The sequence below is a fragment of the Pseudomonas sp. SWRI179 genome (genome assembly GCF_014268705.1).
GTDB lineage: Bacteria > Pseudomonadota > Gammaproteobacteria > Pseudomonadales > Pseudomonadaceae > Aquipseudomonas > Aquipseudomonas zanjanensis.
Genome location: NZ_JABWRA010000036.1, coordinates 28,546 through 55,419 on the forward strand (window position 1 = coordinate 28,546; position 26,874 = coordinate 55,419).

Annotated in this window: 25 protein-coding genes; 19 read left to right on the forward strand and 6 right to left on the reverse strand. The window is 62.9% G+C overall.

The window, feature by feature from the left end; all coding sequences use genetic code 11:
* Positions 1–208: 208 nt before the first annotated feature.
* Positions 209–1,729, reverse strand: coding sequence for an aldehyde dehydrogenase family protein (locus HU767_RS19730; RefSeq protein WP_186730285.1), 1,521 nt, complete (start codon positions 1,727–1,729; stop codon positions 209–211).
* A 534-nt stretch (positions 1,730–2,263) separates the two neighbouring features.
* On the opposite strand from HU767_RS19730, the gene HU767_RS19735 reads away from it, so the two are divergent.
* The 4 genes from HU767_RS19735 (at position 2,264) to HU767_RS19750 (ending at position 6,676) form a co-directional block, all read left to right on the forward strand.
* Positions 2,264–4,168, forward strand: a complete 1,905-nt coding sequence (locus HU767_RS19735) for a sigma-54-dependent Fis family transcriptional regulator (protein WP_186730286.1) — start codon at positions 2,264–2,266, stop codon at positions 4,166–4,168.
* A 252-nt stretch (positions 4,169–4,420) separates the two neighbouring features.
* Positions 4,421–5,770 (forward strand): UDP-N-acetylmuramate:L-alanyl-gamma-D-glutamyl-meso-diaminopimelate ligase, encoded by a 1,350-nt coding sequence (gene mpl, locus HU767_RS19740; RefSeq protein WP_186706585.1) that lies wholly within the window; start codon positions 4,421–4,423, stop codon positions 5,768–5,770.
* Positions 5,767–6,399 carry a flavin prenyltransferase UbiX gene (ubiX, locus tag HU767_RS19745; RefSeq protein WP_186730287.1) on the forward strand — a complete coding sequence of 211 codons (633 nt, stop codon included), beginning with the start codon at positions 5,767–5,769 and terminating at the stop codon, positions 6,397–6,399. Before mpl ends, ubiX begins: the two co-directional genes overlap by 4 nt.
* On the forward strand, positions 6,392–6,676 hold the full coding sequence (locus tag HU767_RS19750; RefSeq protein WP_186730288.1) for a YceK/YidQ family lipoprotein: 285 nt from the start codon (positions 6,392–6,394) through the stop codon (positions 6,674–6,676). Before ubiX ends, HU767_RS19750 begins: the two co-directional genes overlap by 8 nt.
* 284 nt (positions 6,677–6,960) lie before the next feature.
* Here the strand turns inward: HU767_RS19750 and HU767_RS19755 are convergent, their stop codons facing one another.
* The 3 genes from HU767_RS19755 to HU767_RS19765 all read right to left on the reverse strand — a co-directional run bounded on the left by HU767_RS19755 (position 6,961) and on the right by HU767_RS19765 (position 9,906).
* Positions 6,961–7,602, reverse strand: coding sequence for an oxidoreductase (locus HU767_RS19755; RefSeq protein ID WP_186730289.1), 642 nt, complete (start codon positions 7,600–7,602; stop codon positions 6,961–6,963).
* A gap of 27 nt (positions 7,603–7,629) precedes the next feature.
* Positions 7,630–9,348, reverse strand: a complete 1,719-nt coding sequence (locus HU767_RS19760) for a C13 family peptidase (RefSeq protein WP_186706582.1) — start codon at positions 9,346–9,348, stop codon at positions 7,630–7,632.
* Positions 9,349–9,450: 102 nt separating this feature from the next.
* On the reverse strand, positions 9,451–9,906 hold the full coding sequence (locus HU767_RS19765; RefSeq protein ID WP_186730290.1) for a MaoC family dehydratase: 456 nt from the start codon (positions 9,904–9,906) through the stop codon (positions 9,451–9,453).
* A gap of 349 nt (positions 9,907–10,255) precedes the next feature.
* Between HU767_RS19765 and HU767_RS19770 the strand changes: the two genes are divergently transcribed.
* The 3 genes from HU767_RS19770 to HU767_RS19780 are packed head-to-tail and all read left to right on the forward strand — an operon-like array spanning position 10,256 to position 11,935.
* Positions 10,256–10,618, forward strand: coding sequence for a CidA/LrgA family protein (locus tag HU767_RS19770; RefSeq protein ID WP_186730291.1), 363 nt, complete (start codon positions 10,256–10,258; stop codon positions 10,616–10,618).
* Positions 10,618–11,334 (forward strand): LrgB family protein, encoded by a 717-nt coding sequence (locus HU767_RS19775; RefSeq protein WP_053125679.1) that lies wholly within the window; start codon positions 10,618–10,620, stop codon positions 11,332–11,334. The genes HU767_RS19770 and HU767_RS19775 overlap by 1 nt, the downstream gene beginning before the upstream one ends.
* A 10-nt stretch (positions 11,335–11,344) precedes the next feature.
* Complete coding sequence (locus HU767_RS19780; protein ID WP_186706578.1) at positions 11,345–11,935, forward strand: LON peptidase substrate-binding domain-containing protein; 591 nt, start codon at positions 11,345–11,347, stop codon at positions 11,933–11,935.
* A gap of 153 nt (positions 11,936–12,088) precedes the next feature.
* Here HU767_RS19780 and HU767_RS19785 read toward each other — a convergent pair whose 3' ends face one another.
* Positions 12,089–13,405: a bifunctional DedA family/phosphatase PAP2 family protein gene (locus tag HU767_RS19785; protein ID WP_186706577.1), complete on the reverse strand. Its 1,317-nt coding sequence runs from the start codon at positions 13,403–13,405 to the stop codon at positions 12,089–12,091.
* A gap of 334 nt (positions 13,406–13,739) precedes the next feature.
* A complete protein-coding gene (locus tag HU767_RS19790) occupies positions 13,740–14,417 on the reverse strand; it encodes a DNA-3-methyladenine glycosylase (RefSeq protein ID WP_186730292.1) in 678 nt (225 codons plus the stop codon).
* 404 nt (positions 14,418–14,821) lie between these two features.
* On the opposite strand from HU767_RS19790, the gene HU767_RS19795 reads away from it, so the two are divergent.
* From HU767_RS19795 to lipA, 12 genes are all read left to right on the forward strand, one after another.
* Positions 14,822–16,093 carry a glutamate-5-semialdehyde dehydrogenase gene (locus HU767_RS19795; RefSeq protein ID WP_186730293.1) on the forward strand — a complete coding sequence of 424 codons (1,272 nt, stop codon included), beginning with the start codon at positions 14,822–14,824 and terminating at the stop codon, positions 16,091–16,093.
* Position 16,094: 1 nt separating this feature from the next.
* The gene (nadD, locus tag HU767_RS19800; RefSeq protein ID WP_186706574.1) at positions 16,095–16,781 is read left to right on the forward strand and encodes a nicotinate-nucleotide adenylyltransferase; all 687 of its coding nucleotides are present in this window, start codon (positions 16,095–16,097) and stop codon (positions 16,779–16,781) included.
* A 71-nt stretch (positions 16,782–16,852) separates the two neighbouring features.
* Positions 16,853–17,347 (forward strand): ribosome silencing factor, encoded by a 495-nt coding sequence (rsfS, locus tag HU767_RS19805; protein ID WP_186706573.1) that lies wholly within the window; start codon positions 16,853–16,855, stop codon positions 17,345–17,347.
* 9 nt (positions 17,348–17,356) lie between these two features.
* Positions 17,357–17,824, forward strand: coding sequence for a 23S rRNA (pseudouridine(1915)-N(3))-methyltransferase RlmH (rlmH, locus tag HU767_RS19810; RefSeq protein WP_047229490.1), 468 nt, complete (start codon positions 17,357–17,359; stop codon positions 17,822–17,824).
* Between the two features lie 10 nt (positions 17,825–17,834).
* Complete coding sequence (mrdA, locus tag HU767_RS19815; RefSeq protein ID WP_186730294.1) at positions 17,835–19,730, forward strand: penicillin-binding protein 2; 1,896 nt, start codon at positions 17,835–17,837, stop codon at positions 19,728–19,730.
* A 31-nt stretch (positions 19,731–19,761) separates the two neighbouring features.
* Positions 19,762–20,865, forward strand: a complete 1,104-nt coding sequence (gene rodA, locus HU767_RS19820) for a rod shape-determining protein RodA (protein ID WP_186706612.1) — start codon at positions 19,762–19,764, stop codon at positions 20,863–20,865.
* A 17-nt stretch (positions 20,866–20,882) separates the two neighbouring features.
* Positions 20,883–21,893, forward strand: a complete 1,011-nt coding sequence (mltB, locus tag HU767_RS19825; protein WP_186706571.1) for a lytic murein transglycosylase B — start codon at positions 20,883–20,885, stop codon at positions 21,891–21,893.
* Complete coding sequence (locus tag HU767_RS19830; protein WP_186706570.1) at positions 21,893–22,918, forward strand: septal ring lytic transglycosylase RlpA family protein; 1,026 nt, start codon at positions 21,893–21,895, stop codon at positions 22,916–22,918. Before mltB ends, HU767_RS19830 begins: the two co-directional genes overlap by 1 nt.
* A gap of 168 nt (positions 22,919–23,086) precedes the next feature.
* Positions 23,087–24,244, forward strand: a complete 1,158-nt coding sequence (locus HU767_RS19835) for a D-alanyl-D-alanine carboxypeptidase family protein (RefSeq protein ID WP_186706569.1) — start codon at positions 23,087–23,089, stop codon at positions 24,242–24,244.
* An 81-nt stretch (positions 24,245–24,325) separates the two neighbouring features.
* Entirely contained in the window at positions 24,326–24,601 is a 276-nt protein-coding gene (locus tag HU767_RS19840; RefSeq protein ID WP_053125656.1) for a DUF493 domain-containing protein, read from the forward strand.
* The gene (gene lipB, locus HU767_RS19845; RefSeq protein WP_186730295.1) at positions 24,601–25,248 is read left to right on the forward strand and encodes a lipoyl(octanoyl) transferase LipB; all 648 of its coding nucleotides are present in this window, start codon (positions 24,601–24,603) and stop codon (positions 25,246–25,248) included. The genes HU767_RS19840 and lipB overlap by 1 nt, the downstream gene beginning before the upstream one ends.
* Positions 25,249–25,273: 25 nt before the next feature.
* Positions 25,274–26,272 (forward strand): lipoyl synthase, encoded by a 999-nt coding sequence (gene lipA / locus HU767_RS19850; protein ID WP_161798370.1) that lies wholly within the window; start codon positions 25,274–25,276, stop codon positions 26,270–26,272.
* The last annotated feature ends 602 nt before the right edge of the window (positions 26,273–26,874 follow it).

Here is a 26,874-nt window from a genome sequence, read left to right on the forward strand (position 1 = left end):
GGGCTTGCTCCGGGCGGCGATCCGACGAAAGCGGTCCTACCTTCAGCATCTATGTGACTGACACACCGCTTTCGCGAGCAAGCCCGCTCCCACAGTGGATCTGTTTCAACCCTGGAAACGAGTTATCCACAAATCCCTGTGGGAGCGAGCCTGCTCGCGAAGGCGATCTAAAGGGCGAAGCAGGGTTACCTGCCTCGCCCTTTTTTACTTAGAAGAACCCCAACGGATTGATGTCGTAGCTCACCAGCAAATTCTTGGTCTGCTGGTAATGATCGAGCATCATCTTGTGCGTCTCACGACCCACGCCGGACTTCTTGTAGCCACCGAACGCGGCATGCGCCGGGTACAGGTGGTAGCAGTTGGTCCACACGCGACCGGCCTTGATCGCCCGGCCCATGCGGTAGGCGCGGTTGATGTCGCGGGTCCAGAGGCCGGCGCCGAGGCCGAACTCGGTGTCGTTGGCGATCGCCAGGGCTTCGGCTTCGTCCTTGAAGGTGGTGATGCTCACCACCGGGCCAAAGATTTCTTCCTGGAACACGCGCATCTTGTTGGTGCCCTTGAGCAGGGTCGGCTGGATGTAATACCCGGTCGCCAGGTTGCCCTCGAGTTTTTCCACCTTGCCGCCGGTCAACAGCTCGGCGCCTTCGCCCTTGGCGATTTCCAGGTACGAAAGAATCTTGTCGAATTGCTGCTCGGACGCCTGGGCGCCGACCATGGTGTCGGTGTCCAGCGGGTCGCCGCGTTTGATCTGCGTGACTTTCTTCATCACCACTTGCATGAATTCGTCGTAGATCGACTCCTGCACCAGGGCGCGGGATGGGCAGGTGCAGACTTCGCCCTGGTTGAAGAACGCTAGCACCAGGCCTTCGGCGGCTTTTTCGATGAAGCTTGGCTCGGCCTGCATGATGTCTTCGAAGAAGATGTTCGGCGACTTGCCGCCCAGCTCCACGGTCGACGGGATGATGTTCTCGGCGGCGCATTTCATGATGTGCGAGCCCACCGGGGTGGAGCCGGTGAAGGCAATCTTGGCGATGCGCTTGCTGGTGGCGAGGGCTTCGCCGGCTTCTTTGCCGAAACCTTGCACCACGTTCAGCACGCCGGGTGGCAGCAGGTCGCCGATCAGCTCCATGAGCACGCAGATGCCTAGCGGGGTTTGCTCGGCGGGCTTGAGTACCACGCAGTTACCGGCGGCCAGGGCCGGGGCGAGTTTCCAGGCGGCCATCAGCAGCGGGAAGTTCCACGGGATGATCTGCCCGACCACGCCCAGCGGTTCATGGATGTGGTAGGCCACGGTGTTGCCGTCGATCTCGGCGGCGCTGCCTTCCTGGGCCCGCAGGCAACCGGCGAAGTAGCGGAAGTGGTCGGCGGCCAGGGGGATGTCGGCGTTGAGGGTTTCGCGCACGGCCTTGCCGTTGTCCCAGGATTCGGTGATCGCCAGCACTTCAAGGTTGGCTTCGATGCGGTCGGCGATTTTCAGCAGGATCAGCGAACGGGCCTGGACCGAGGTGGCGCCCCAGGCATCGGCGGCGGCGTGGGCGGCGTCCAGGGCTTTGTCGATGTCTTCGGCCGTGGAGCGCGGGAATTCGGCAATGGGCTGGCCATTGACCGGGGATGTGTTGGTGAAGTACTGACCTTTGACAGGCGCGACGAACTCGCCGCCGATGTAGTTACCGTATTTAGCCTTGAACGAAACGATAGCGCCTTCAGTACCGGGGTGAGCGTAACGCATGATGAGTTCTCCTTGGCTTTTGTGCTTATTAGGGAGCCGCGCAAATTCGCGCTGGTACTTAAGCCTAGAGCAAAGGTTGGGCCATTGCCTTGCAGGGCCCGGAAATCAAGACTTTAGGAGGAGTTGGTCGGACAAACGGAGGGGCTGTGTGACGCTTGCGATACAGCGGGTGTGACAGTTTGTGCCAGATGCGAGACAGTCTGTGACCGACAGGTCGCGCCAGCATTGCAAAGGCGGTTGGGCTGGAGGATGCTGGGCCTCACTAAGTTGGCCTGCTCAGCACATTGTGGCGAGGGGATTTATCTGTGGCGAGGGGATTTATCCCCGTTGGGCTGCGAAGCAGCCCCCAAAGCAGCCAACTCGATCAATCTGATATACCGCATGCTCAGGTTTCAGGGCTGCTGCGCAGCCCAGCGGGGATAAATCCCCTCGCCACAGGGTTGAGTGTCAAGCACAGGTTAAGTGTCGAACACGGGTTAAATGTTAAACAGTTGCTCCAGTGAGGCAGGTCCGTCAGGGGAGAATAATAAGAACATGCACAGCAACCACTTGAGTCGCCATGCCCAGCAAGTCCTGACGGTCACCCAGGGCAAGGCCCATTTGCAGGGCCCTGGCAGCGATCCGTCGATTGCCCGTTCCTGGCTGCGTTGCCTCGAGGACTATCACCTCGACCCGGCCCAGAACCTGGCGCCGACGGTGCTCGAGCATGGCCGGGTGCTGGAGAGCCGCGAGCGCTTGCAGCAAGTGCTGCACATCGCCGGCAATGAAATGACCAGCCTGCACCAGCAACTCTCCGGCGCCGGCCACGCGGTGCTGCTCACCGACGCCCGAGGGGTAATCCTCAACTGCGTCACCGCCCCCAGCGAACGGAAGATTTTCGAACGGGCCGGCCTCTGGCTCGGCGCCGACTGGAGCGAAGCCTGCGAAGGCACCAACGGCATCGGCACCTGCCTGGTGGAACGCCAGGCCCTGACCATTCACCAGGAAGAACACTTTCGTGGCCGCCACACCGGCCTGACCTGCTCGGCCAGCCCGGTCTTCGATCCCCACGGCGAATTGCTCGCGGTGCTCGACGTGTCGTCGGCCCGGCCGGACGTGTCGCGCCAGAGCCAGTTCCACACCATGGCCCTGGTCAATCTCTCGGCGAAGATGATCGAGAGCTGCTATTTCCTGCGTTGCTTCGACAATCAATGGCTGCTGCGCTTCCACTTGCAGGCCGAGTCCGTAGGACTGTTCAGCGAAGGCTTGATGGCCTTCGACGGCGAAGGGCGGATCTGCGCGGTCAACCAGAGCGCGCTCAATCTCTTGGGACATATTCGCGGTGGCTTGCTCGGTCAGCGGGTCGAAGACTTCTTCGACTGCTCACTGGACGAGTTGCTGGGCCGGGCCAGCGCCCAAGCCAGCGCCAGTTGGCCACTGCGTACCCGTGACGGCCGGCATTTGTTCGCCGTGTTGCGTGGCCAGCCCCGCAGCGTGCCGGTGCCGGTCGCGCCATTGCTCAAGGCCATCGAGCCCGCGCGGTTGCCGGGTATCTGCCTGGGAGATGCGGCGCTGCAGGAGCATTTTCGCAAGGCGCTGCGGGTTTACGAGCGTGATGTGCCGCTGCTGATCCAGGGTGAAACCGGCTCCGGCAAGGAGGCGTTTGCCAAGGCTGTGCACCATGCCAGCCAGCGCGCCGGGAAAAACTTTGTCGCCCTCAACTGCGCGGCCATCCCGGAAAGCCTGATCGAGAGCGAGCTGTTCGGTTATCGCGGCGGCAGTTTCACTGGCGCGCGCAAGGAGGGCATGCGCGGCAAGCTGCAACAGGCCGACGGCGGCACGCTGTTCCTCGATGAAATCGGCGACATGCCCTTGGCCTTGCAGACTCGTTTGCTGCGGGTGTTGGAAGATCGCCAGGTGGTGCCCATCGGCGGCGAGCCCGAGCCGGTGAACGTGCGCATCATCAGCGCCACTCACCGGCAGTTGCTCGACCGGGTGCGCGATGGCAGTTTCCGTGAGGATTTGTATTACCGCCTCAATGGCTTGGAAATCCCCCTCCCAGCGTTGCGCGAACGCAGTGACAAGTCGCAATTGTTGGATTTCCTGTTGGCTGAAGAGAGCGGTGCCGAGCCGGTGTTCATCGACGAGCCAGCGCGCCAGGCATTGCTGGGTTTCGATTGGCCGGGTAACGTGCGACAACTGCGCAATGTGCTGCGCACCCTTGCCGCATTGTGCGATGGCGGGCGGATTGGGCTGGAGGATTTGCCGGCGATGATCCGCCAGCGGCCGGTTGCGCCGGTTGAAGCCCCGACTGAACACCCGCTGGCAGATGCCGAGCGCGTGGCATTGCTTGATGCCTTGGAGCGCCAGCGCTGGCACATGACCCACACCGCCGAACAATTGGGTATCAGCCGCAATACCCTCTACCGCAAGCTGCGTAAACACGCGATTACCCGTTAACCGTGGCGCGGCCATTCGCGAGCAAGCCCGCTCCCACAGTTGACCGCATTCTTCCTGAAGGGACTCGGTCAAATTGTGGGAGCGGGCTTGCTCGCGAAGGCGACGGCACTTTCAACATCTATGCAACTGACCCACCGCTATCGCGGGCAAGCCTTGCTCCCACAGGAGGCCGTCTGTGCACGGGGGCCTCAAACACAAGGTGCGATTTTCCCCTCCCTACGCTAACCTGCGGCCATGTTTACGAGGTCGACTATGCACATCCATATTCTCGGTATTTGCGGCACTTTCATGGGTTCGATGGCGGTCCTGGCCAAGGAGCTGGGCCATCACGTGACCGGTTCCGACGCCAACGTCTACCCGCCGATGAGCACGCAGCTGGAGGCCCAGGGCATCGAGCTGACCCAAGGTTATGACCCGGCGCAACTGGAGCCGGCGCCAGACCTGGTGGTCATCGGCAACGCCATGTCCCGTGGCAACCCGGCGGTGGAATACGTGCTCAACAAAGGCCTGCCGTACGTGTCCGGGCCGCAGTGGCTGGCCGATCACGTGTTGCAGGGCCGTTGGGTCCTGGCCGTGGCCGGCACCCATGGCAAGACCACCACCAGCAGCATGCTCGCCTGGGTGTTGGAGCACGCGGGCATGAGTCCGGGCTTCCTGATCGGTGGCGTGCCGCAGAATTTCTCGGTGTCGGCGCGCCTGGGTGGCACGCCGTTCTTCGTGATCGAAGCCGATGAGTACGACAGCGCGTTTTTCGACAAACGCTCGAAATTCGTCCACTACCGTCCACGCACGGCGATCCTCAACAACCTTGAGTTCGATCATGCCGACATCTTCCCCGATCTACCGGCCATCGAGCGGCAGTTTCACCATTTGGTGCGCATCATCCCCAGCGAAGGCCTGGTGATCCACCCGACCACCGAGCCGGCGTTGCAGCGCGTCATCGAGATGGGCTGCTGGACCCCGGTGCAGACCACCGGCGCGGGCGGTCAGTGGCAGGTGAAGCTGCTCAAGGATGACGGTTCGCAGTTCGAAGTCATGTTCGAAGGTCAGTCCCAAGGCGTGGTGGAGTGGGACATGACCGGCCAGCACAACGTTGCCAATGCCTTGGCGACCCTGGCGGCAGCCCGTCATGTCGGCGTGGTGCCGTCCATGGGCATTGCCGCGTTGAGCGCGTTTAAAAGCGTGAAGCGGCGAATGGAGAAAGTCGCCGAGGTCAACGGCATCACCATTTATGACGACTTCGCCCACCACCCAACGGCCATCGCCACCACCCTCGACGGTCTGCGCAAGCGTATCGGTGACGCACCGCTGGTGGCGATCATCGAGCCGCGCTCCAACTCCATGAAGCTCGGCGCCCACCGCGACGGCCTGCCGGAAAGCGTGGTCGATGCCGACCAGGTGATCTGGTACGCACCGGCCAACCTCGGCTGGGACCTCGGTGCCACCGCCGCGCTGTGCACGGTGCCGTCGATTGTCAGCGATTCCCTGGAGGGCATCATCGAGCGCGTGAAGAGCCAGGCCCAGCCCGGCACCCACGTGGTGATCATGAGCAACGGCGGCTTCGGTGGCCTGCACGGCAAACTCGCCGAGGCGCTGAAATGAGCAACGGCCCGGAACGCATCACGCTGGCAATGACTGGTGCGTCCGGCGCCCAGTACGGCTTGCGCCTGCTCGATGGCCTGGTGCGCGAAGACCGCGAGGTGCACTTCCTCATCTCCAAGGCCGCGCAACTGGTGATGGCCACCGAGACCGACGTGACCCTGCCGGCCAAGACCCAGATGATGCAGGCCTTCCTCACCGAATACACCGGTGCGGCGGCGGGACAGATTCGTGTGTATGGCAAGGAAGACTGGATGTCGCCGGTGGCCTCGGGTTCCGGCGCGCCAGCGGCGATGGTGGTGGTGCCGTGTTCCACCGGGACGCTGTCGGCGATTGCCACCGGGGCCTGCAACAACCTCATCGAACGGGCGGCGGACGTCACGCTCAAGGAGCGCCGCCAGTTGATCCTGGTGCCGCGGGAAGCGCCGTATTCGAGCATTCACCTGGAGCACATGCTCAAACTGTCGAACCTGGGCGTGACCATCCTGCCGGCGTCGCCGGGTTTCTATCACCAGCCGCAGACCATCGACGACCTGATCGATTTCGTGGTCGCGCGGATCCTCAATCTGCTGAACATCCCGCAGGACATGTTGCCCCGTTGGGGCGAGCATCATTTGAGCAGTGATGAATAAGCTGCTGATCGTGCTGCTGGCGCTGCAACTGACCGGCTGCGCCACCGCCCGCACCCTCGACGCGGCCAAGCCGGGTGCGCCGGTGGTGTACGCGGGCACGCGCCTGGACTTGTATGCCCTGAAGGGTGGCTGCTGCGCCAAGGACCGCTTTGGTGCCGAGGCGCCGAGTTACCCGGGCGTGGACCTGCCGGGTAGCGCGCTGTTGGATACCTTGTTGTTGCCGTTGTCGTTGTTCACGGCATTAGGCGTAGGGTTCCGGGCGACAGGCGGGTTGTAGCAAACACCACAGTGATTGATCTGCCTGGAACCTGTGGCGAGGGAGCTTGCTCCCGCTGGGCTGCGAAGCGGCCCCAAGCTTTTTCCCCCTGAAATCCAAGGCGACTGCTGCGCAGTCGAGCGGGAGCAAGCTCCCTCGCCACAATGAGTGCTTGGCTTTGGATTTGGTAGCGAGCCCTTCGCGAGCAGGCTCGCTCCCACATTCGACCTCATTCTTCCTGACGGAACTCGGTCAACTGTGGGAGCGAGCCTGCTCGCGAAAGCGTCCGACTAGGCGCCACATGACTATTTGCCAAGCCTGCGCAACTCATCCGACTCCACCACCCGCACCCCATCCTGTTCTTCCAGCGCCAGACGCCACATGGCCCGGGCCAGTTGGCAGGCTTCGATGCCATGGTATTTGCCGGGGATCAGCTTCGACAACGGCCCGGCCAGTTGCTCGGCCAGGCGCGGTTCGACGCGGTCGCCCAGCAGCAGGGAAGGGCGGCAAATGGTCAGTTGCGGCCAGCCCTGGGCCTTGAGGGCCGCCTCCATCTCACCCTTGACCCGGTTGTAGAAGAGCGATGAGTTGGCATCGGCCCCCAACGCGCTGATCACCACCAAATGCCGTGCGCCCAGTTCCCGGGCGCGCTTGGCAAACGCCACGACCAAGTCCAGGTCCACCGCGCGGAAGGCTTGCTCGGAGCCGGCTTTCTTGAGGGTGGTGCCGAGGCAGCAAAAGGCAATGTCGACCTGGCCACTGAGTTGTGGCAGCACCTGGGCCGGCTCCCCTACCGGGTTTTCCAAGTGTGGATGCTCGGCCAGTGGCCGGCGTGAAGGCGCCAATACACGGGTGATGGTCGGCTCGTTGAGCAGCCGGTCCAGTAGGTGTTCCCCGGTCAATCCGGTGGCACCGGCGAGCAAAACATGCTGAGGCGTCAAGTACATAGTGTTTCCCCCTTGATACGGTTCAGCTTAGTTGCTCTTTGTCGCCTCGTCGTTCAATGCCGCACTTTGCAATGCTTTTCGCGCCTGCTGCTTGCGCAGCAATTGCCAGTGGGACAGGACCGTTCTCGGCGCCCAGATCTGCGGTTCCGAGGCTTCGAAATTGTCTGCCTGCTCGCGCTCGGCAACGATGCCCTTGGCCCGTTTGAAGGCCTGCTCCAGGTCGTCGGTCTGGTTCAGCGCCTGGGCGAACAGCGCGTCGCCGAAATAGGTGAAGTTGGCTTCCTCGGAGCAGCCGAAGGACACCCGGTCGGCCCGGGAGGCGGTCATGATCAGCGTGCGTTCGTCCTTGAGCGCCGGGATGAAACCGCCGGAATAACAGGCCGAGATCACCACGATCTTGTCGCGATTCTTCAGTGGTGCGAGGACCACCGCCAGTTCATCGGCGGGCAGGTCGGCCAGCTCCATGCGCGGCTGGTCGAGTACCAGTTCGTGCTCGCTGGTGCCGTGGCTGGTGAGGTAGATGAAAATCAGGTCTTCCGGGCCGCTGCGTTCGGCCAGGGTGGCGGCGGCGCGACGCAGGCTTTCACGGCTGGCCATGGGCCGGTCGCCGAGGTGGTCGCGGTGGTTCACCAGGCGGATCTGGCCGAACGCGCCGAAGCGGCTGGTGAGCATGTTGGCGACATAGTCGGATTCGCGCAGGAACACGCTTTGCTTGCCGTCGCCGCCGAGGGTCAGGCTGTACAGCTCCACCGCCGGGGTCGAGGCCGGGATGTTCGCCAGGGCATCCTCCAGCAGTCGGCCCTGGGCCAGCAGGCCGAGTTCGAGCACATCCGGCAGCAGCCTGCCGCCGGCGTCGCGCACCCGTTGGCCGTTGGCCCAGGTGCCGCTTTGCACCGTGCCATCGGTGAGCACCAGGGTGCCGCGCCCGTGATAGCTGTCGGCCTCGAACTGGCCGATGTAGAAACTGCCGTCGGGCAGGTTCAGGCGGCCCTCGCCGGTAAAGCGCCAATCATTGAATTGACCGAGGTAGTGGCTGCCGTCGGCGCCGATCAGTTCGCCCTTGCCAGTCAGCGCGCCGTCCTTGAACTGGCCGATCCAGACATCGCCGTCGGCATTTTCGTAGCGACCGCGACCGTTGAGCTGGTTGTTCCGGAAACCGCCAATGTAGACATCGCCTTCGGCGCTGTTGAAGGTGCCCTTGCCCTGCAGTTGCCCATCGACAAAGTGCCCGGTGAACTGGTTGCCGCTGGCGTCGAAGCGCTGGCCTTCACCGTTGGGCTTGCCGTTGACGAATGGGCCCTGGTACTGGCTGCCGTCGTCGAGTTCCAGGCGTCCGAGGCCGGAATAGCGGTCGGCCTTGAACTCGCCCCGGTAGGTCATGCCGTTTTCCTTGAGCGTCCCTTCACCGTCCCGGCGCCCCAGCTTGAAGCCGCCGGTGTAGCTGCTGGTGGGTGTGGTCAGGCTGCCCTGGCCGTGGAACAGGCCCTGGTGGAACTGGCCGCGATAGACCTCGCCGTTGCTGCCATGCCATTCCCCGGTGCCGTGCCATTGGCCTTTGTCGAACTGCCCGGCGTACCAACTGCCGTTGGGGTAGTCGATGCGCCCCTGGCCCTGCAGCAGCCCGTCCACCAGGTCGCCACGGTAGCGGCCGCCGTCGGGCAGGCGCGCGTCGGGAGGCAGCGGCGATTCGCCGGCGCCACAGGCGGTGAGCAACAGGGTCAGGGTCAGTGGGACGAGTAAGCGCATAACGGGATCCAGGTCATCAGGCCACGAGTATGCCGCAGCTTTGGCTCCTGGATATAGAGAAGCGATGCGAAACTGCCTGGACGGTTTCGCATGTGCGCAGGTTTACACGAAGCAGAGCGACAGCGGTTCGGCGATGTAGGCCGGTTTTTCCGAGCCTTCGATTTCCAGGGTGGCGGTGGCCTTGAGCAGCCATTGGCCGGGTTTTTTCTCGGTGACTTCCACCAGGTCGACCTTGAGCCGCACCTTGGAATCGACCTTCACCGGTTGGATGAAACGCACGCTGTCCAGCCCGTAGTTGACGACCATCTTCACGCCCTCGGGCAGGATCAGGATGTCTTCCATCAACTTGGGCATCAGCGACAGCGACAGGAAACCGTGGGCGATGGTGCTGCCGAACGGGGTCTGCGCGGCCTTGACCGGATCGACGTGGATGAACTGAAAGTCGCCAGTGGCTTCGGCGAACAGGTTGATGCGGTCCTGGTCGATGGTAAGCCAATCGGAACGTCCAAGTTCCTTGCCGACATAATCTTTGAGCGCTGCAACGGGGACGTAGGGCATTGAGACTCTCCTTGGGTTCATCGTTTTTACTTTTTCTGGAGCGGGGATTTTGCGTCCCCGGAAAACCACTGTAGATCAACATGGCGCGCCGGGAAGGTCATCGACCATGCTTTTTACGAATGCCGAACCATAGCTCGGGCATGCTTATAATGCCGGCGCATTCTTTGCAATTCGGTTCATTCAACGTGCGTGTTCGATTGTGGCGAGGGAGCTTGCTCCCGCTTGAGTGCGAAGCGCTCATAAAATGGGGCCGCTGCGCAGCCCAGCGGGAGCAAGCTCCCTCGCCACAGAATCATGTCGTGAACCGAATTGGCGCGTTCATTGGGTCTGTTGCGGGGGGATAGAGCGGATGTTGCTACGGGGCCTGACCTGGCTGGTGCTGTTTCAATTGCTGGGCACTGCGATCAATCATTTGTTCCTGCCGGTACTGCCGGGGCCGATCATTGGCCTGCTGTTGCTGCTGGGTTATCTGGTGATGCGCGGTGAAGTCAGTGAGCCGTTGAACCTGGCCGCGGGCAGTCTGCTGCGTTACCTGCCGTTGCTGCTGGTGCCGCCTGCGGTCGGGGTAATGGTTTACGCCGGGGCGATTGCCGCCGATTTCTGGGCCATCGTTGGCGCGTTGACCTTGTCGCTGGTGCTGTCCGTGGCGCTGACGGGCGTGCTGATGCAGCGCCTGGCCCGTCGCCACGTCGCCGCTCCGGAGGACCGCTAATGATGCTCGATTGGCAGGGCGCCTGGACCTCGGTGATCCACCATCCGCTGTTCGGCATTGGCATCACCCTGGGCGCCTACCAACTGGTGCTGGCGGCGTACGAAAAGACCCGCTGGGTGTTCCTGCAACCGGTGCTGATGTCGATGGTGCTGTTGATCGGCGTGCTGGTGGGCTGTGGCATCGGTTATGCCGAGTACCGCAAGAGCACCGAGATCCTCAGCATCCTACTGGGCCCGGCCACGGTCGCCCTGGCGGTGCCGCTGTATTTGAACCTGCGACGGATCCGGCAGTTGTTCTGGCCGATTTTTACTACGCTGGTGATAGCCGGGGTGTTTGCCACGGGCTCTGCGGTGGTATTGGGCTGGGCCTTTGGCGCCGAGCACATGATCCTGATGACCATGGCGCCCAAGTCGGTGACCTCGCCGATCGCCATGCTGGTGGCCGAGCAGATCGGCGGCGTGGCGGCCATGGCGGCGGTGTTCGTGTTGATCACCGGGGTGCTCGGTGCGATTCTCGGCCCGAGTATTCTGACCCGGTTGGGTGTCCATAGCCCTGAGGCCCGAGGCATGGCCCTGGGGTTGGCGGCCCATGCGGTGGGCACGTCGGTGGCGTTGCAGGAAAGCGAGGAGTCGGGTGCCTTCGCGGCGCTGGCAATGAGTCTGATGGGCGTGGCCACGGCGGTGTTGCTGCCGTTGGTGGTGTCGATGACGGTTTAAGGAATTGGTTATGAGCTTGCCGCTTTTCCCGTTGAACACCGTGCTGTTCCCCGGTTGCATCCTCGACTTGCAGATTTTCGAGGCGCGTTACCTCGACATGATCGGGCGCTGCATGAAAAAGGGCGAAGGCTTTGGTGTGGTGTGCATCCTCGATGGCGAGGAAGTCGGCGTCGCGCCTGAAGGTTATGCGCGGGTCGGTTGTGAGGCGCTGATTACCGATTTTTCCCAGCAGGACAATGGCCTGCTGGGGATTCGCGTGCAGGGCGGACGGCGTTTTCTGGTGCACAGCAGCAGCGTCCAGGCCGATCAACTCACGGTGGCCGAGGTCGAGTGGCTGGAAGACGAGCCGGAACAACCGCTGCAAGACGAAGATGCCGACCTGGTGGCGCTGCTCAAGGCCCTGGCCGAGCACCCGATGGTCGAGGCGCTGAACATGGGCACCGAAGCCACCGGCCAGCAATCGCTGGCCAATCAACTGGCCTACCTGTTGCCGTTCAATGAGCTGGACAAGATCGACCTGCTGCAGCTCGATGATCCCCAACAGCGGCTGGATGCGATCCAGGCGTTGCTCGATGAGTTGCAGGGTGAACTCTTTGCCTGACACCACTCATATCCACCGAACAACACCGGCCCCCCTGTGGGAGCGGGCTTGCTCGCGAAGGCGGTGGATCAGTTAACACATGTGTTGGATGACACTCCGCTTTCGCGAGCAAGCCCGCTCCCACAGGGGATCTCATGCCCACAAATAATGTGTTCAATAGGCATACCGCAACATCGCATGGGGCAAGTGCCGCAGGGCGAAGAAGCTGAACGCCGCCGTCAGCGCCGGCAGGACCAGCCACCAGACTTTCGGTGGCATGGCCGGCAGCAGGGTCTGGCGCTGGCTCAGCCATAGGGCGGCCGCACAGACGCTGGCGGCGAGCATCGCCCCGGCGACGATGTCGCTCGGCCAATGCGCCCCCAGGTAGACCCGCGACAGGGCGATGGCCAAGGCCGGCAAGCAGCCCAGCAACAGCCAGGTCAGGCGCAGGCGTGGCGGTTGGCCGCGGCCGGCCAGCACGGCGAGGGACAGGAACAACGCAAATGCCCCGGAGGAGTGGCCGCTGGGCATGCTGTAGCTGGTCAGTGGGTCGGTGAGGATTTCCGGGCGCACCCGGGCAAAGAAGTGTTTGCAGCCGGTATTGGCCAGGGCGGTGAACAACATCGTGCCGCCGGCAAAGATCGCCTGGCGCCATTGCCGTGCCAACAGCAGCAGCGCGGTCACCAGGCTGCAGACAATCAACATGTAGCGGAATTCGCCGATCAGGGTGAAGGTCACGGCGATTTCATCCAGCGTCGCGCTGCGATGCTCCTGGACCAGGGCCATCAAGCCCTGGTCGAACGCCGTCAGGTAGCGAAAGCCGATGAACAGGCCGATCAGGATCACCAGGCCGATGCCGGCGATCAGCGCCGTGGCATGGCGATGGCGACGCAGGGTGCTGTTGACGCTCAGCCCGATCATCACCGCGATGCTGCCAATAACCACGCCGGCCTGGGGCCAGAAACCCTCGGGCAGCGGCAGGCGAAACGCCGCCCCGGTGGCCCAGCCTGGCAACAGGTACGCCACGGTCCAGCCGGCGGCGGCCAACACGCTGACGGCGGCGAAGCGCGGGAACGGCATGTCGCACATGCCGGCCACCATCGGCAGCATGGGCCGTAGCGGGCCGATGAAGCGGCCCACCAGCAGGCTGGCGATGCCGTAGCGCTGGAAATAGCTTTCCGCTGCGCTCATCCATTCCGGGTGATGCCGCAGCCCCGGCAGGCGCCGGATGTTCTGGTGGAAATGCCGGCCGAGGAAATACGACACCAAGTCCCCCAGCAGACCTCCGAGCAGCCCCAGAAGCAGCGTCTCGCCCAAGGACAACGCGCCGCTGCCGGCCAGCACCGCAATCGCAAACAACAGCACCGTGCCCGGCACGATCAACCCGGCGATGGCCAGGCATTCCACGCAAGCAACGACAAAAACCGCCACCGCCAGCCATTGCGGGTTGACGGTCAGCCAGGCGGTGATGCTATCGAGCCATGGGCCCATAAATACAACTCCATTGAATATTGATTGGCATGCAGTTTTTTACTGTGTGAACGAAAACTCAAGATCACTGAAGCTTCAAACTGTGGGAGCGGGCTTGCTCGCGAATGCGGTGTGTCAGATAGGTCAATATCAATTGACACACCGCATTCGCGAGCAAGCCCGCTCCCACACGGGGATTTCGGGTGTAGCAAATTTCGTATCCACTGAAGATCAACTGTGGGAGCGAGCCTGCTCGCGATAGCGGTGTGTCAGTCGCCATTTAATTCACAGGCCTGGCGCCATCGCGAGCAGGCTCGCTCCCACAAGGGGCCCCAGGGTCATGCAGTGTTTGTGTTCATGAAAGCAAAAAATAATCCCGCCCTTCGACCTGTCCGCGCCGCAACGGGTTGCGGGTGCACCAAGGGGCGTAGGCTGCGTCGACGAAGCGGTAGGGCAAATACTCGTCCCTTCCCAGGGGAATACCCAGGCGGGTGGTCTGGATCGCGTTGACCGTTGGCACGCCGACATCTTCCACCAGCAAGCGCTCGGGGTCGAAGCGCTTGGCGTCCCAGTCCGGCACTTTCAGCCCCAAAGCTTTGCACAACAGGGTCTGGCCGGCACAGAGTTTTTGCGGTGTGCGTGGCCGACCTTGGGCGTCGGGGTTGTTCAACAGCATCTGCGCCAGGCTCGCCGGCCCCGAAACGGCATCGACCCACGGGTAGGCCGACTTGATCAACACCGCGTTGCCCGGGCCCTGGGCGCTGAAGTTCAGCGAATCGCCGCCCCGGGCGTAGTACATATAGATGTGCCCGCCATCCAGAAACAAAGCCCTGCGTTTTTCCGTGTAGCCCAGGGAGGCGTGGCTGCCTTTTTCGGCGAAGTAATACGCCTCGGTCTCGATGATCCGCGCGCTGAGCCACAGGTCGCCGACCTTGTGACGGATGACTTTGCCCAGCAGGTCCTTGGCAAGCACCTGGGCGTCGCGATCGAAAAAGGCGTGGGGCAGGGCGTTGGGCGATGGCAAATCGGTCATGGCGATAGACGAAGTGAGGCCAAAGGAAGCGCGATGATAGCAATGGAAAGCTTAATCACCGCTGAACACTCGCTTCAACCGTAATGCCGTTCACTTAGGAAAAATGATGACCCTGTGGCGAGGGAGCTTGCTCCCGCTCGGCTGCGAAGCAGTCGTAAACCGGCGGGTGCGGTGTGTCTGATATGCCGTAATTGGCAGGTTTTGGGGCCGCTTCGCGGCCCAGCGGGAGCAAGCTCCCTCGCCACGGGTTTGTCGATTGCCTTAAGTGAACAGCATTGCGTTTCAACGGGCTGTTTATGGCTGTTTTGCTTCTCCGCCGGTCACCACTGCGAGTCCATGCTGTTAGTCGAGGGTTACGACAGCTATAATCTGCCGCTTTCCCCATCGCCAAGACCACACAGACCATGACTGAGTCCGTTCTTGACTACATGACCCGCCTGGGTCGCGCCGCTCGCGAAGCGTCGCGCATCATCGGCCGGGCCAGCACCGCGCAGAAAAACCGCGCCCTGCAGGCCGCCGCCAATGCGCTGGACGCTGCGCGCGCCGAGTTGTCCGCCGCCAACGAGCTGGACCTGGCCGCCGGCCGGGCCAACGGTCTGGAGCCGGCCATGCTCGAGCGCCTGGCGCTGACTCCGGCCCGCATCGACGGCATGATCGTCGGTCTGCGCCAGGTCGCGGCCCTGCCGGACCCGGTCGGGGCTATCCGCGACATGAGCTACCGCCCGTCGGGCATCCAGGTCGGCAAGATGCGCGTGCCCCTGGGCGTGGTCGGGATCATCTACGAGTCGCGGCCGAACGTGACCATCGACGCCGCGAGCCTGTGCCTGAAGTCCGGTAACGCGACCATCCTGCGTGGCGGCTCCGAGGCCATCCATTCCAACCGCGCCATTGCCGCCTGCATCCAGCGCGGCCTGGCCGAGGCCGATCTGCCGGCGGCCGTGGTGCAAGTGGTGGAAACCACCGACCGCGCCGCGGTTGGCGCGCTGATCACCATGCCCGAGTTTGTCGATGTCATCGTGCCGCGCGGCGGCAAGGGCCTGATCGAACGGGTCAGCCGTGACGCCCGGGTGCCGGTGATCAAGCACCTGGACGGCATCTGCCACGTCTACGTCAGTGCCCACGCCGAATTGCCGAAGGCCCAGCGCATCGCCTTCAACGCCAAGACCTACCGCTACGGTATCTGCGGCGCGATGGAAACCCTGCTGGTGGACCAGGCCGTTGCCCAGGACTTCCTGCCGTCGATGGCTGCCCAGTTCCGCGAAAAAGGCGTCGAACTGCGCGGTTGCGAGCGCACCCGGGCAATCATCGAGGCCGTCGCGGCCACGGCAGAAGACTGGGACACCGAATACCTGGCGCCGATCCTGTCGATCCGCGTGGTCGACGGGCTGGACCAGGCCATCGAACACATCAACCGCCACGGCTCGCACCACACCGATTCCATCGTCAGTGAGCACCAGGGTGAAACCCGGCGTTTCGTGGCCGAAGTGGATTCGGCGTCGGTGATGATCAACACCCCGACCTGCTTCGCCGATGGCTTTGAATACGGATTGGGTGCCGAGATCGGCATTTCTACTGATAAGCTGCATGCCCGTGGCCCGGTGGGCCTGGAAGGCCTGACCTGCGAGAAATACATCGTGGTCGGTGACGGCCAGTTGCGCGGACAGGAGTCGGTCTGACTTGGGCGACCTCGAACCGCCGGCCTCTGTGACGACGACAACCCCGCCCCGGCGCATCGGTATCCTGGGCGGCACGTTCGACCCGGTGCACATCGGCCATTTGCGCGGTGCGCTGGAAGTCGCCGACGCCCTGGCCCTCGATGAGCTACGCCTGACGCCCAGCGCCCGGCCGCCTCACCGGGATACGCCGCAGGTGTCGGCCCGGGACCGCCTGGCGATGGTCGAGTGCGCGGTGGCCGGTGTGGCGCCGCTGGTGGTGGACGCCCGCGAATTGCAGCGGGACAAACCGTCCTACACCATTGATACCCTGGAGCTGATGCGCGCCGAACTGGCCGTTGATGCCCAGGTTTTCCTGCTTCTGGGCTGGGACGCATTTTGCGGCCTGCCCACTTGGCATCGCTGGGAAGAGTTGCTCCAGCATTGCCACATCCTGGTGTTGCAACGCCCGGATGCCGACAGCGAGCCGCCGGATGCCTTGCGCAACCTGCTGGCGGCCCGCTCGGTGAGCGACCCGCTGGCCCTGAAAGGGCCGAGCGGACAGATTGCATTCGTCTGGCAGACGCCGCTCGCGGTATCCGCCACCCAGATCCGTCAACTGCTGGCCAGCGGTAAGTCGGTACGTTTCCTGGTGCCCGACGCGGTCCTGGCCTACATCGATGCGCACGGGCTTTACCGTGCGTCGAACTGAAAAAGGCGCGCTTCAAGGCACGTGAATGCGTGTAGCGAAGCGCCCGAACATACGAGCAAAACGAGTTTTATATGACTGACAAAGACGTAAACAAAGTAAAGCGCAAGGGCACGTTCAAGAGCGCCCCGCTGCCTGTAGAAGTCCACACCGGCGTGGCGCTGGTTGGCGAAGAACTGGTCAAGGTGGCCGTGGCAGCCCTGGAAGACGTCAAGGCCCAGGACATCCAGGTGATCGACGTTCGTGACAAGCAGAGCATCACCGACTACATGATCATCGCCACCGGTACCTCCAACCGCCAGATCGGCGCGATGCTGGACAAGGTCCGCGAAGCGGTCAAGGCCCAGGGCGTCAAGCCATTGGGTGAAGAAGGCAAGGGCGACAGCGACTGGGTGCTGTTGGACATGGACGATGTCATCGTGCACATGATGACCGCCTCGGCGCGCCAGTTCTACGACCTGGAACGCCTGTGGGCCGGTGCCGAGCAGAGCCGTTCGGCCAGCGCGGCGCACCACAGCCCGGAAAACCCCCATGAGCACTTCACCAAGCTCAACAAAGACCAGCAATAAGGGACCGCTGTGCGACTGCGCCTGATCGCCGTCGGTTCTCGCATGCCCAAGTGGGTGGAAGAAGGCTGGCATGAATATGCCAAGCGTCTTCCGTCCGAGCTGGCCCTGGAACTGGTGGAAATTCCGCTCAACACCCGTGGCAAGAACGCCGACGTGGCGCGCTTCATCCGCCAGGAAGGCGAAGCCATGCTGGCCAAGGTCGGGCCGAACGAGCGCATCGTCACCCTCGAAGTCCACGGCAAGCCCTGGAGCACCGAGCAACTGGCGGTGGAGCTCGATCGCTGGCGATTGGACGCGCGCACGGTCAACTTCATGGTCGGTGGTCCGGAAGGGCTGGCGCCGGAAGTCTGTGCCCGGGCGGACCAGCGCTGGTCGTTGTCGCCGTTGACGTTGCCGCACCCGCTGGTGCGGATCCTGATCGGCGAACAGCTGTATCGTGCCTGGACAGTCCTGTCCGGGCACCCTTACCACAAGTAATCCTGCCCTCATGCCCCAGCCGATCCGCATCAAGGACCACGAAAAAGACGCCCGCCTGGTGCGTGGTCGCGTCGTGTTCGGCGCTATTGCGGTGGTGACGCTGATTGGCGTGCTGATCGCGCGGTTGTATTTCCTCCAGGTGATCCAGTACGAGTATCACTCGACCTTGTCGGAGAGCAACCGCGTACACGTACAGCCGATTCCGCCGACCCGCGGGCTGATTTTCGACCGCAATGGCGTGGTGGTGGCGGACAACCGACCCAGCTTCAGCCTGAGCATGACCCGCGAGCGTTCCGGCGACTGGCAGAAAGTCCTCGACGTGATCGTCGAAGTGCTGCAGTTGACGCCCGAGGACCGGGCGATCTTCGAGAAGCGCATGCGCCAGGGCCGGCGTCCCTTCGAGCCGGTGCCGATCATGTTCGAGCTGACCGAAGAGCAGATCGCCCTGATCGCGGTGAACCAGTTCCGCCTGCCAGGCGTCGAGGTGGTGGCGCAACTGGTGCGGCATTATCCCCAGGGGCCGCACTTTGCCCACTCGGTCGGCTACATGGGGCGGATCAACGAGAAAGAGCTCAAGACCCTCGACCCGGTCAACTACAGCGGCACCCACCACATCGGCAAGACCGGTATCGAGCGTTTCTACGAGGCCGAGCTGCATGGGCAGGTGGGTTACGAGGAAGTCGAGACCAATGCCCGCGGCCGCGTATTGCGCGTGCTCAAGCGCACCGATCCGATTCCCGGCAAGGACATCGTCCTGAGCCTGGACATCAAGTTGCAGGAAGCCGCCGAAGCGGCGCTGGGCGGCCGGCGCGGCGCGGTGGTGGCGCTGGACCCGAACACCGGCGAAGTGCTGGCGATGGTCAGCCAGCCTAGTTTCGACCCGAACCTGTTCGTCACCGGCATCAGCTTCAAGGCCTATGCCGAGCTGCGGGACTCCATCGACCGGCCGCTGTTCAACCGTGTGCTGCGCGGCCTCTACCCGCCGGGCTCGACCATCAAGCCGGCCGTGGCGATTGCCGGGTTGGATGCGGGCGTGGTCACCGCGTCGAGCCGGGTCTACGACCCGGGGTATTACCAACTGCCGAACTACGACCACAAGTACCGCAACTGGAACCGCACCGGTGACGGCTACGTGGACCTGGAAACGGCGATCATGCGTTCCAACGACACCTACTTCTACGACCTGGCCCACAAGCTGGGGATCGATCGGTTGTCGTCCTACATGAACAAGTTCGGCCTCGGTCAGAAAGTCTCCCTGGACATGTTCGAGGAGTCGCCCGGCCTGATGCCGTCCCGGGAATGGAAACGGGCGACCCGCCGCCAGGCCTGGTTCCCGGGCGAAACCCTGATCCTGGGGATCGGCCAGGGCTACATGCAGGCAACGCCCTTGCAACTGGCCCAGGCCACGGCGCTGGTGGCGAGCAAGGGCAAGTGGTATCGCCCGCACCTGGCCAAGACCATCGAAGGCCAGAAGCCGGTGGACCCGGACCCGATGCCGGACATCATCCTGCGCAATCCGGCGGACTGGCAGAGAGTCAACAACGGTATGCAGGCGGTGATGCACGGCGCCCGAGGCACCGCGCGCAAGGCGGCCCTCGGCGCGCAATACCGGATTGCCGGCAAGAGCGGTACGGCCCAGGTCGTCGCCATCAAGCAGGGCGAGAAGTACGACCGCTCCAAGGTCCAGGAACGCCACCGCGACCACGCCTTGTTCGTCGGTTTCGCGCCAGCCGAGAACCCGAAGATCGTCGTGTCGGTGATGGTCGAGAACGGTGAATCCGGTTCCGGCGTCGCCGCGCCGGTGGTGCGCCAGATCATGGACGCCTGGTTGCTGGATGAGCACGGCCAGCTCAAGCCTGAATACGCAAGCCCCATCACTGCGGAGGCTACGGCCCGTGAAGAATAATTTCGACCGGATCCTGTCCAGCGAAGACGTGATGCGCCGCCGTGCCACCTTGCTGCAGCGCATGCACATCGACGGCCCGTTGCTGATCCTGCTGCTGACCCTGGCCGCCGGCAGCCTGTTCGTGCTGTATTCGGCCAGCGGCAAGAGCTGGGACTTGCTGGCCAAGCAGGCCACCTCGTTCGGCATCGGCCTGGTGTCGATGATCGTCATCGCCCAGCTCGAGCCGCGGTTCATGGCGCGCTGGGTGCCGGTGGCCTACATCGTCGGCGTCGGTTTGCTGGTGGTGGTGGACATCATGGGCCACAACGCCATGGGCGCCACCCGCTGGATCAACATTCCCGGGGTCATCCGCTTCCAGCCTTCGGAATTCCTCAAGATCATCATGCCGGCGACCATTGCCTGGTACCTGTCCAAGCGCTCGTTGCCGCCACAGCTCAAGCATGTATGTGTCAGCCTGTTGCTGATCGGCATCCCGTTCATCCTCATCGTGCGCCAGCCGGACCTCGGCACTTCGCTGCTGATCCTGGCCGGCGGCGCCTTCGTGCTGTTCATGGGCGGGTTGCGCTGGCGCTGGATCCTCAGCGTGATCGCCGCCGCCGTGCCGGTGTCGGTGGCCATGTGGTATTTCGTGATGCACGACTACCAGAAGCAGCGAGTCCTGACCTTCCTCGACCCGGAAAGCGATCCGCTGGGCACCGGCTGGAACATCATTCAGTCCAAGGCCGCCATCGGTTCCGGCGGCGTATTTGGCAAGGGCTGGCTGATGGGCACCCAGTCGCACCTGGACTTTTTGCCGGAAAGCCACACCGACTTCATCATCGCCGTGATGGGCGAGGAGTTCGGCCTGGTGGGCATTTGCGTGCTGCTGCTGATCTATTTATTGCTGATCGGCCGGGGGCTGGTGATCACCGCCCAGGCCCAGACATTGTTCGGCAAGTTGCTCGCGGGCAGCCTGACCATGACGTTTTTTGTTTATGTTTTCGTCAACATCGGTATGGTCAGTGGCCTGTTGCCGGTCGTGGGGGTGCCGTTGCCTTTCATTAGCTACGGAGGAACTTCGCTGGTGACACTACTGTCAGCGTTTGGGGTTTTGATGTCGATTCATACGCATCGCAAGTGGATCGCGCAGGTTTGAATAAGGTGAAGAGTTCAATGCAAGCAATGCGTGGCTGGTCGACGCGATGTGCGCCGTGGATCGGCCTGGTCGGCTTCCTGGGCAGTGCGTCGCAGGCCTTGGCCGGTGAATACGAAGGCTCGCCACAGGTGGCCGAATTCGTCGGCGAGATGACCCGCGACTACGGTTTCGCCGGTGAACAACTGATGGGGGTGTTTCGCGAGGCCGAGCGCAAGCAGTCGATCCTCGACGCGATCTCCCGGCCCGCCGAGCGGGTCAAGCAGTGGAGCGAGTACCGGCCGATGTTCATCACCGAGGCGCGTGTCGCCCGGGGCGTGGACTTCTGGCGCCAGCACGAGGCGGCCCTGGCCCGTGCCGAGCAGGAATACGGCGTGCCGGCCCAGTTCATTGTGTCGATCATTGGCGTCGAGACCTTCTTTGGCCGCAACACCGGGAATTTCCGGGTGATCGACGCGCTGTCGACCCTGGGCTTCGATTACCCGCCGCGTGCCGAGTTCTTCCGCAAGGAGCTGCGCGAGTTCCTGCTGCTGGCCCGCGAAGAACAGGTCGATCCGCTAACCCTCAAGGGTTCCTACGCCGGGGCCATGGGCCTGCCGCAATTCATGCCCAGCAGTTTCCGCGCCTACGCGGTGGACTTCGACGGCGACGGCCACATCAATATCTGGACCAACCCGACCGATGCCATTGGCAGTGTCGCCAGCTATTTCAAGCGGCACGGCTGGGAACCCGGCCAGCCGGTGGTCAGCCGGGCCGATGTGCGCGGCGAGCAAGTGGACCAGGGCCTGACCGAGGGCATCGAGCCGACGAAAACCGTCGGGGAGTTGCGGGCGTTGGGCTGGTCGAGTCATGATGCGCTGCGTGACGACATGCCGGTCACCGCGATGCGCCTGGAAGGCGAACAGGGCCCCGAATACTGGATGGGCCTGAAGAATTTCTACGCGATTACGCGTTATAACCGCAGCGTGATGTACGCCATGGCCGTATATCAACTGTCTGAAGAGCTGGTCAAAGCACGGGGCGTCAAATAATGCGGGCATTGCCTACCTATCAACCCCTGAAAACCAAGCCTTTCAAGCTGGTGGCGCTGGCCGCGCTGTCGCTGCTGGTCGTCAGTTGTTCGACCAGCCGCGCGCCGGTCCAGAAAAACACCACCGCCGTGCGCGCCACGCCGGGCCTGGACATCAACCGGGCCCACAAGGACGGCGCGCCGTGGTGGGACGTGGACGTCTCGCGCATTCCCGACGCCACGCCGACCCTGCACACCGGCCCCTACAAGGCCAACCCCTATACGGTGCTGGGCAAGACCTATTTCCCGATGGCCGAGTCCAAGCGCTACGTGGCCTCGGGCACGGCATCCTGGTACGGCACCAAGTTCCACGGCCAGAACACCGCCAACGGCGAAGTGTACGACCTGTACGGCATGAGCGCGGCCCACAAGACCTTGCCGCTGCCCAGCTATGTGCGGGTGACCAACCTGGACAACAACAAGACGGTGATACTGCGGGTCAACGACCGTGGGCCGTTCTATTCCGACCGCATCATCGACCTGTCGTATGCGGCGGCGAAAAAACTCGGTTACGCTGAAACCGGCACTGCCCGGGTGAAAGTCGAAGGCATCGACCCGCAGGAATGGTGGGCCCAACGTGGCCGTCCGGCGCCTTTGATGCTCAACGAGCCGAAAGTGGCGCAAAATGCCGCGCCCACCGTGACGGCGTCCACCGGCACGGTCGAGCAGTGGACACCGCCGCCGCAGCAACACGCCGCGGCCGTGCTGCCTGTGCAGATCGATGCAAAAAAAAACGCTTCTGCAACGGCGTCTGGCCAGTTTCTGCAAGTGGGCGCGTTCGCCAACCCGGACGCTGCCGAGCTGCTGAGGTCGAAGCTCAGCTCGATGGTGAGCGCCCCGGTGTTCATCAGCTCGATCGTGCGCAACCAGCAGACACTGCATCGGGTACGCCTGGGGCCGATCGGTTCTCCGGGTGAAGTCCAGAAGGTGCAGGACAGTGTGCGCCTGGCCAACCTCGGTTCGCCGAGCCTGGTCACCGCTGAGTAATTGATTGAGGCCCGCTTGCGGTTGGAGCGGGTCAGGTTGTTGGCTCCATGAATAACAAAAGCCCGGCAAGGGTTGTGAGTGAGCAACTTAAATACGCGGCGGCCCGTTAGAAGGTTGCCTGTTTTAGTTTTGCCTTCGGGCAGTCCCATTAGCGATTTCGAGAGACGGATGAACATCACCACCTTTGCCAAACGCCTTTGCCTGCTAGTCCCGCTGCTTCTCTCACCGGCCGCGTTCGCGGTCGAGATGATGCCGGCGCCCCCTCAATTGGCTGCTAAATCCTTTGTGCTGATGGATGCCAGCAGCGGCGAGGTGCTGGTAGAGAACAACGGTGACCAGCGTCTGCCACCGGCCAGCCTGACCAAGCTGATGACGGCCTACATCGCCACGCTGGAAATCCGTCGTGGCCAGATCGGTGAAAACGATCCGGTGACCGTCAGCGAAAACGCCTGGCGCACTGGCGGTTCGCGGATGTTCATCAAGGTCGGTTCGCAAGTGACTGTCAGCGACCTGCTGCACGGCATCATCATCCAGTCCGGCAACGACGCCAGCGTCGCCCTGGCCGAGCACATCGCCGGCAGCGAAGATGCGTTCGCCGACATGATGAACAAAACCGTGGCCGACCTGGGCATGACCAACAGCCACTTCATGAACCCCACCGGCCTGCCGAACCCTGAGCACTATTCGTCGGCTCACGACATGGCGATCCTGGCCCGGGCAATCATTCATGAAGACCCGGCGCACTACGCCATCTACTCCCAGAAGGAATTCTTCTGGAACGGCATCAAGCAGCCTAACCGCAACCTGCTGCTGTGGCGCGACAAGACCGTCGATGGCCTGAAGACCGGCCACACCGACGAAGCCGGCTACTGCATGGTGTCCTCGGCTGTGCGTGACGGCATGCGCCTGATCGCCGTGGTCTTTGGCACCAGCAGCGAAGTGGCCCGTGCCGCCGAGACCCAGAAGCTGTTGACCTACGGCTTCCGTTTCTTCGAAACCCAGACCTTCTACCAGAAGGGCACCGAACTGGCCCAGGCCCAGGTCTGGAAAGGCTCGACCAACCAGGTCAAGGCTGGCCTGGCCCAAGACCTGACCATGACCCTGCCTAAAGGCCAGCTCAAGAAGCTCGCTGCCAGCATGACCATGAACCCGCAACTGACCGCTCCCATCGCCAAGGGCGACGTGATCGGTAAAGTCGAAGTCAAACTGGACGACAAAGTGGTGCACAGCGCTGACCTGATCGCTCTGGACGCGGTCGAGGAAGGTGGTATCTTCCGCCGCATCTGGGATAGCATCCGTCTATTCTTCTACGGCTTGTTCAACTGATTGAAGTGTTGACCTGCATGGCCTCGCTCCCTTCCGGAGCGGGGCCATGTGCGTTACCACGGCTTACGAGGCCGTTACGCCATGACAGACTCCGAAGTAAAGGCGCCAAAAATCGAATTCCCCTGCGCGGATTACCCGATCAAGGTAATCGGCGACACCGGCGTGGGTTTCAAGGACAAGATCATCGCGATCCTTGAAAAACATGCCACCGTTGACCACAAGACCCTGGCCGAGCGCCAGAGTACCAACGGCAAGTACACGACGATCCAGTTGCATATCATTGCCACCGGTCAGGAACAGCTCTACGACATCAACAGCGAGCTGCGCGCCACCGGTTTCGTGCACATGGTGTTGTGATGCCGGGCACGCTGGGCTTTCGCGAGCTGGGCACGATGGCTTACGAGCCGGTCTGGCATGCCATGCAACGCTTCACCAACGAACGCGGCACCAGCGCCGACGATGAAGTCTGGCTGGTGGAACATCCGCCGGTGTTCACCCAGGGCCAGGCCGGCAAGGCCGAGCACCTGTTGCTGCCGGGGGATATCCCGGTGGTGAAGGTCGACCGCGGCGGGCAGGTGACCTACCATGGCCCTGGCCAACTGGTCGCCTACCTGTTGCTGGATGTGCGCAAGCTGGGGTTTGGCGTGCGCGAGCTGGTCACCCGCATGGAGACGTGCCTGATCGAGCTGTTGGCCAGCTATGGGGTGACGGCGGCGGCCAAGCCGGATGCGCCGGGTGTCTACGTCGATGGGGCGAAGATCGCGTCCCTGGGGTTGCGGATCCGCCACGGCTGTTCGTTTCATGGCCTGGCGTTGAACGTGGACATGGACCTGGCGCCATTCCGACGGATTAATCCCTGTGGCTACGCGGGACTGGCGATGACCCAGTTGAGCGAGCACGCAGGATCGATTGAATTTGCCGAGGTAAGTGCCCGGCTGCGCGCGCAGCTCGTCAAACACCTCGACTATGCTGAGCAGACGACCCTCACGGGCGGAATCGACTGATATGACTACTGATGCAGTGCAAACCATGATCCCGACGCTGGACGTCACCGAGCGTCCGGCCCCGCGTGCCAAGGTAGAGGCCGGCGTCAAGCTGCGCGGCGCCGAGAAGGTTGCACGCATCCCGGTCAAGATCATCCCCACCACCGAATTGCCGAAGAAACCCGACTGGATCCGCGTGCGCATCCCGGTTTCCCCGGAAGTCGACCGTATCAAGGCCCTGCTGCGCAAGCACAAGCTGCATAGCGTCTGCGAAGAAGCCTCCTGCCCGAACCTGGGCGAATGCTTCTCCGGCGGCACCGCCACGTTCATGATCATGGGCGACATCTGCACCCGTCGCTGCCCGTTCTGCGACGTCGGCCACGGCCGTCCGAAGCCCTTGGACACCAACGAGCCGGAAAGCCTGGCCATCGCTATCGCCGACCTGAAGCTCAAGTACGTGGTCATCACCTCGGTGGACCGCGACGACCTGCGTGACGGCGGTGCCCAGCACTTCGCCGACTGCATCCGCGAGATCCGCAAGCTGTCGCCGAACGTCCAGCTGGAAACCCTGGTGCCCGATTACCGTGGCCGCATGGACATCGCCCTGGAAATCACCGCCGCCGAGCCGCCGGATGTGTTCAACCACAACCTGGAAACCGTGCCGCGCCTGTACAAGGCCGCGCGTCCGGGTTCGGATTACCAGTGGTCGCTGACCTTGCTGCAGCGCTTCAAGCAGATGATGCCGCACATTCCGACCAAGTCTGGCTTGATGCTGGGCTTGGGTGAGACGGATGAGGAAGTTATCGAGGTCATGAAGCGCATGCGTGAGCATGACATTGACATGCTGACCTTGGGCCAGTATCTGCAGCCTTCCCGTAGCCACTTGCCGGTGCAGCGTTTTGTGCATCCGGATACCTTTGCCTGGTTTGCCGAGGAAGGGTACAAGATGGGGTTCAAGAACGTGGCTTCGGGGCCGTTGGTGCGGTCTTCGTATCATGCGGATGAGCAGGCTAAGTTGGTCAAGGCTGAGTTGCTCGGGTCCTGATTTTTTAGCGTTGATTTTTGGGGTGGTGTGTATATCCGTTTCTTCGGTAACGGCTACTTTTGGTTCCGCCCTTACGGCGGGTCACTTTTGGAAGAGCGCCAAAAGTAACCAAAACGCTCTTGCCCCACCACTCGGTGCCTCGCCTAGGCTCGGCATGCCTGAACGAAGGCATCGCTCCGTGGGCCGCCGCGAAGGGCCATCCATGGCCCAGCGCGGCTAACCCGGCATCCATGCCGGGATGCCCACTGCGCAATACCTTCGTTCAGCCATCGTGGTTAACGGGGCGCCCCAGATCAAAAGCCAAAGCGAGGCGGCCTTAAAGCCGACCTGGCTCTGGCAGTCGTACTTCGATCCAATTGTGGGAGCGAGCCTGCTCGCGAAGGCGGTGGTCAGTTTGCGGTGATGTTGGATGTGCCGGCCTCTTCGCGAGCAAGCCCGCTCCCACAGGTCTTTGCGGCGTATATGGGTTTTGTGTCCGCTGAAGATCTGATGTGGGAGCGAGCCTGCTCGCGAAGGCGGTGGGTCAGTTTGCGGTGATGTTGGATGTGCCGGCCTCTTCGCGAGCAGGCTCGCTCCCACAGGTTTTTGCGGTGTATAGGGGT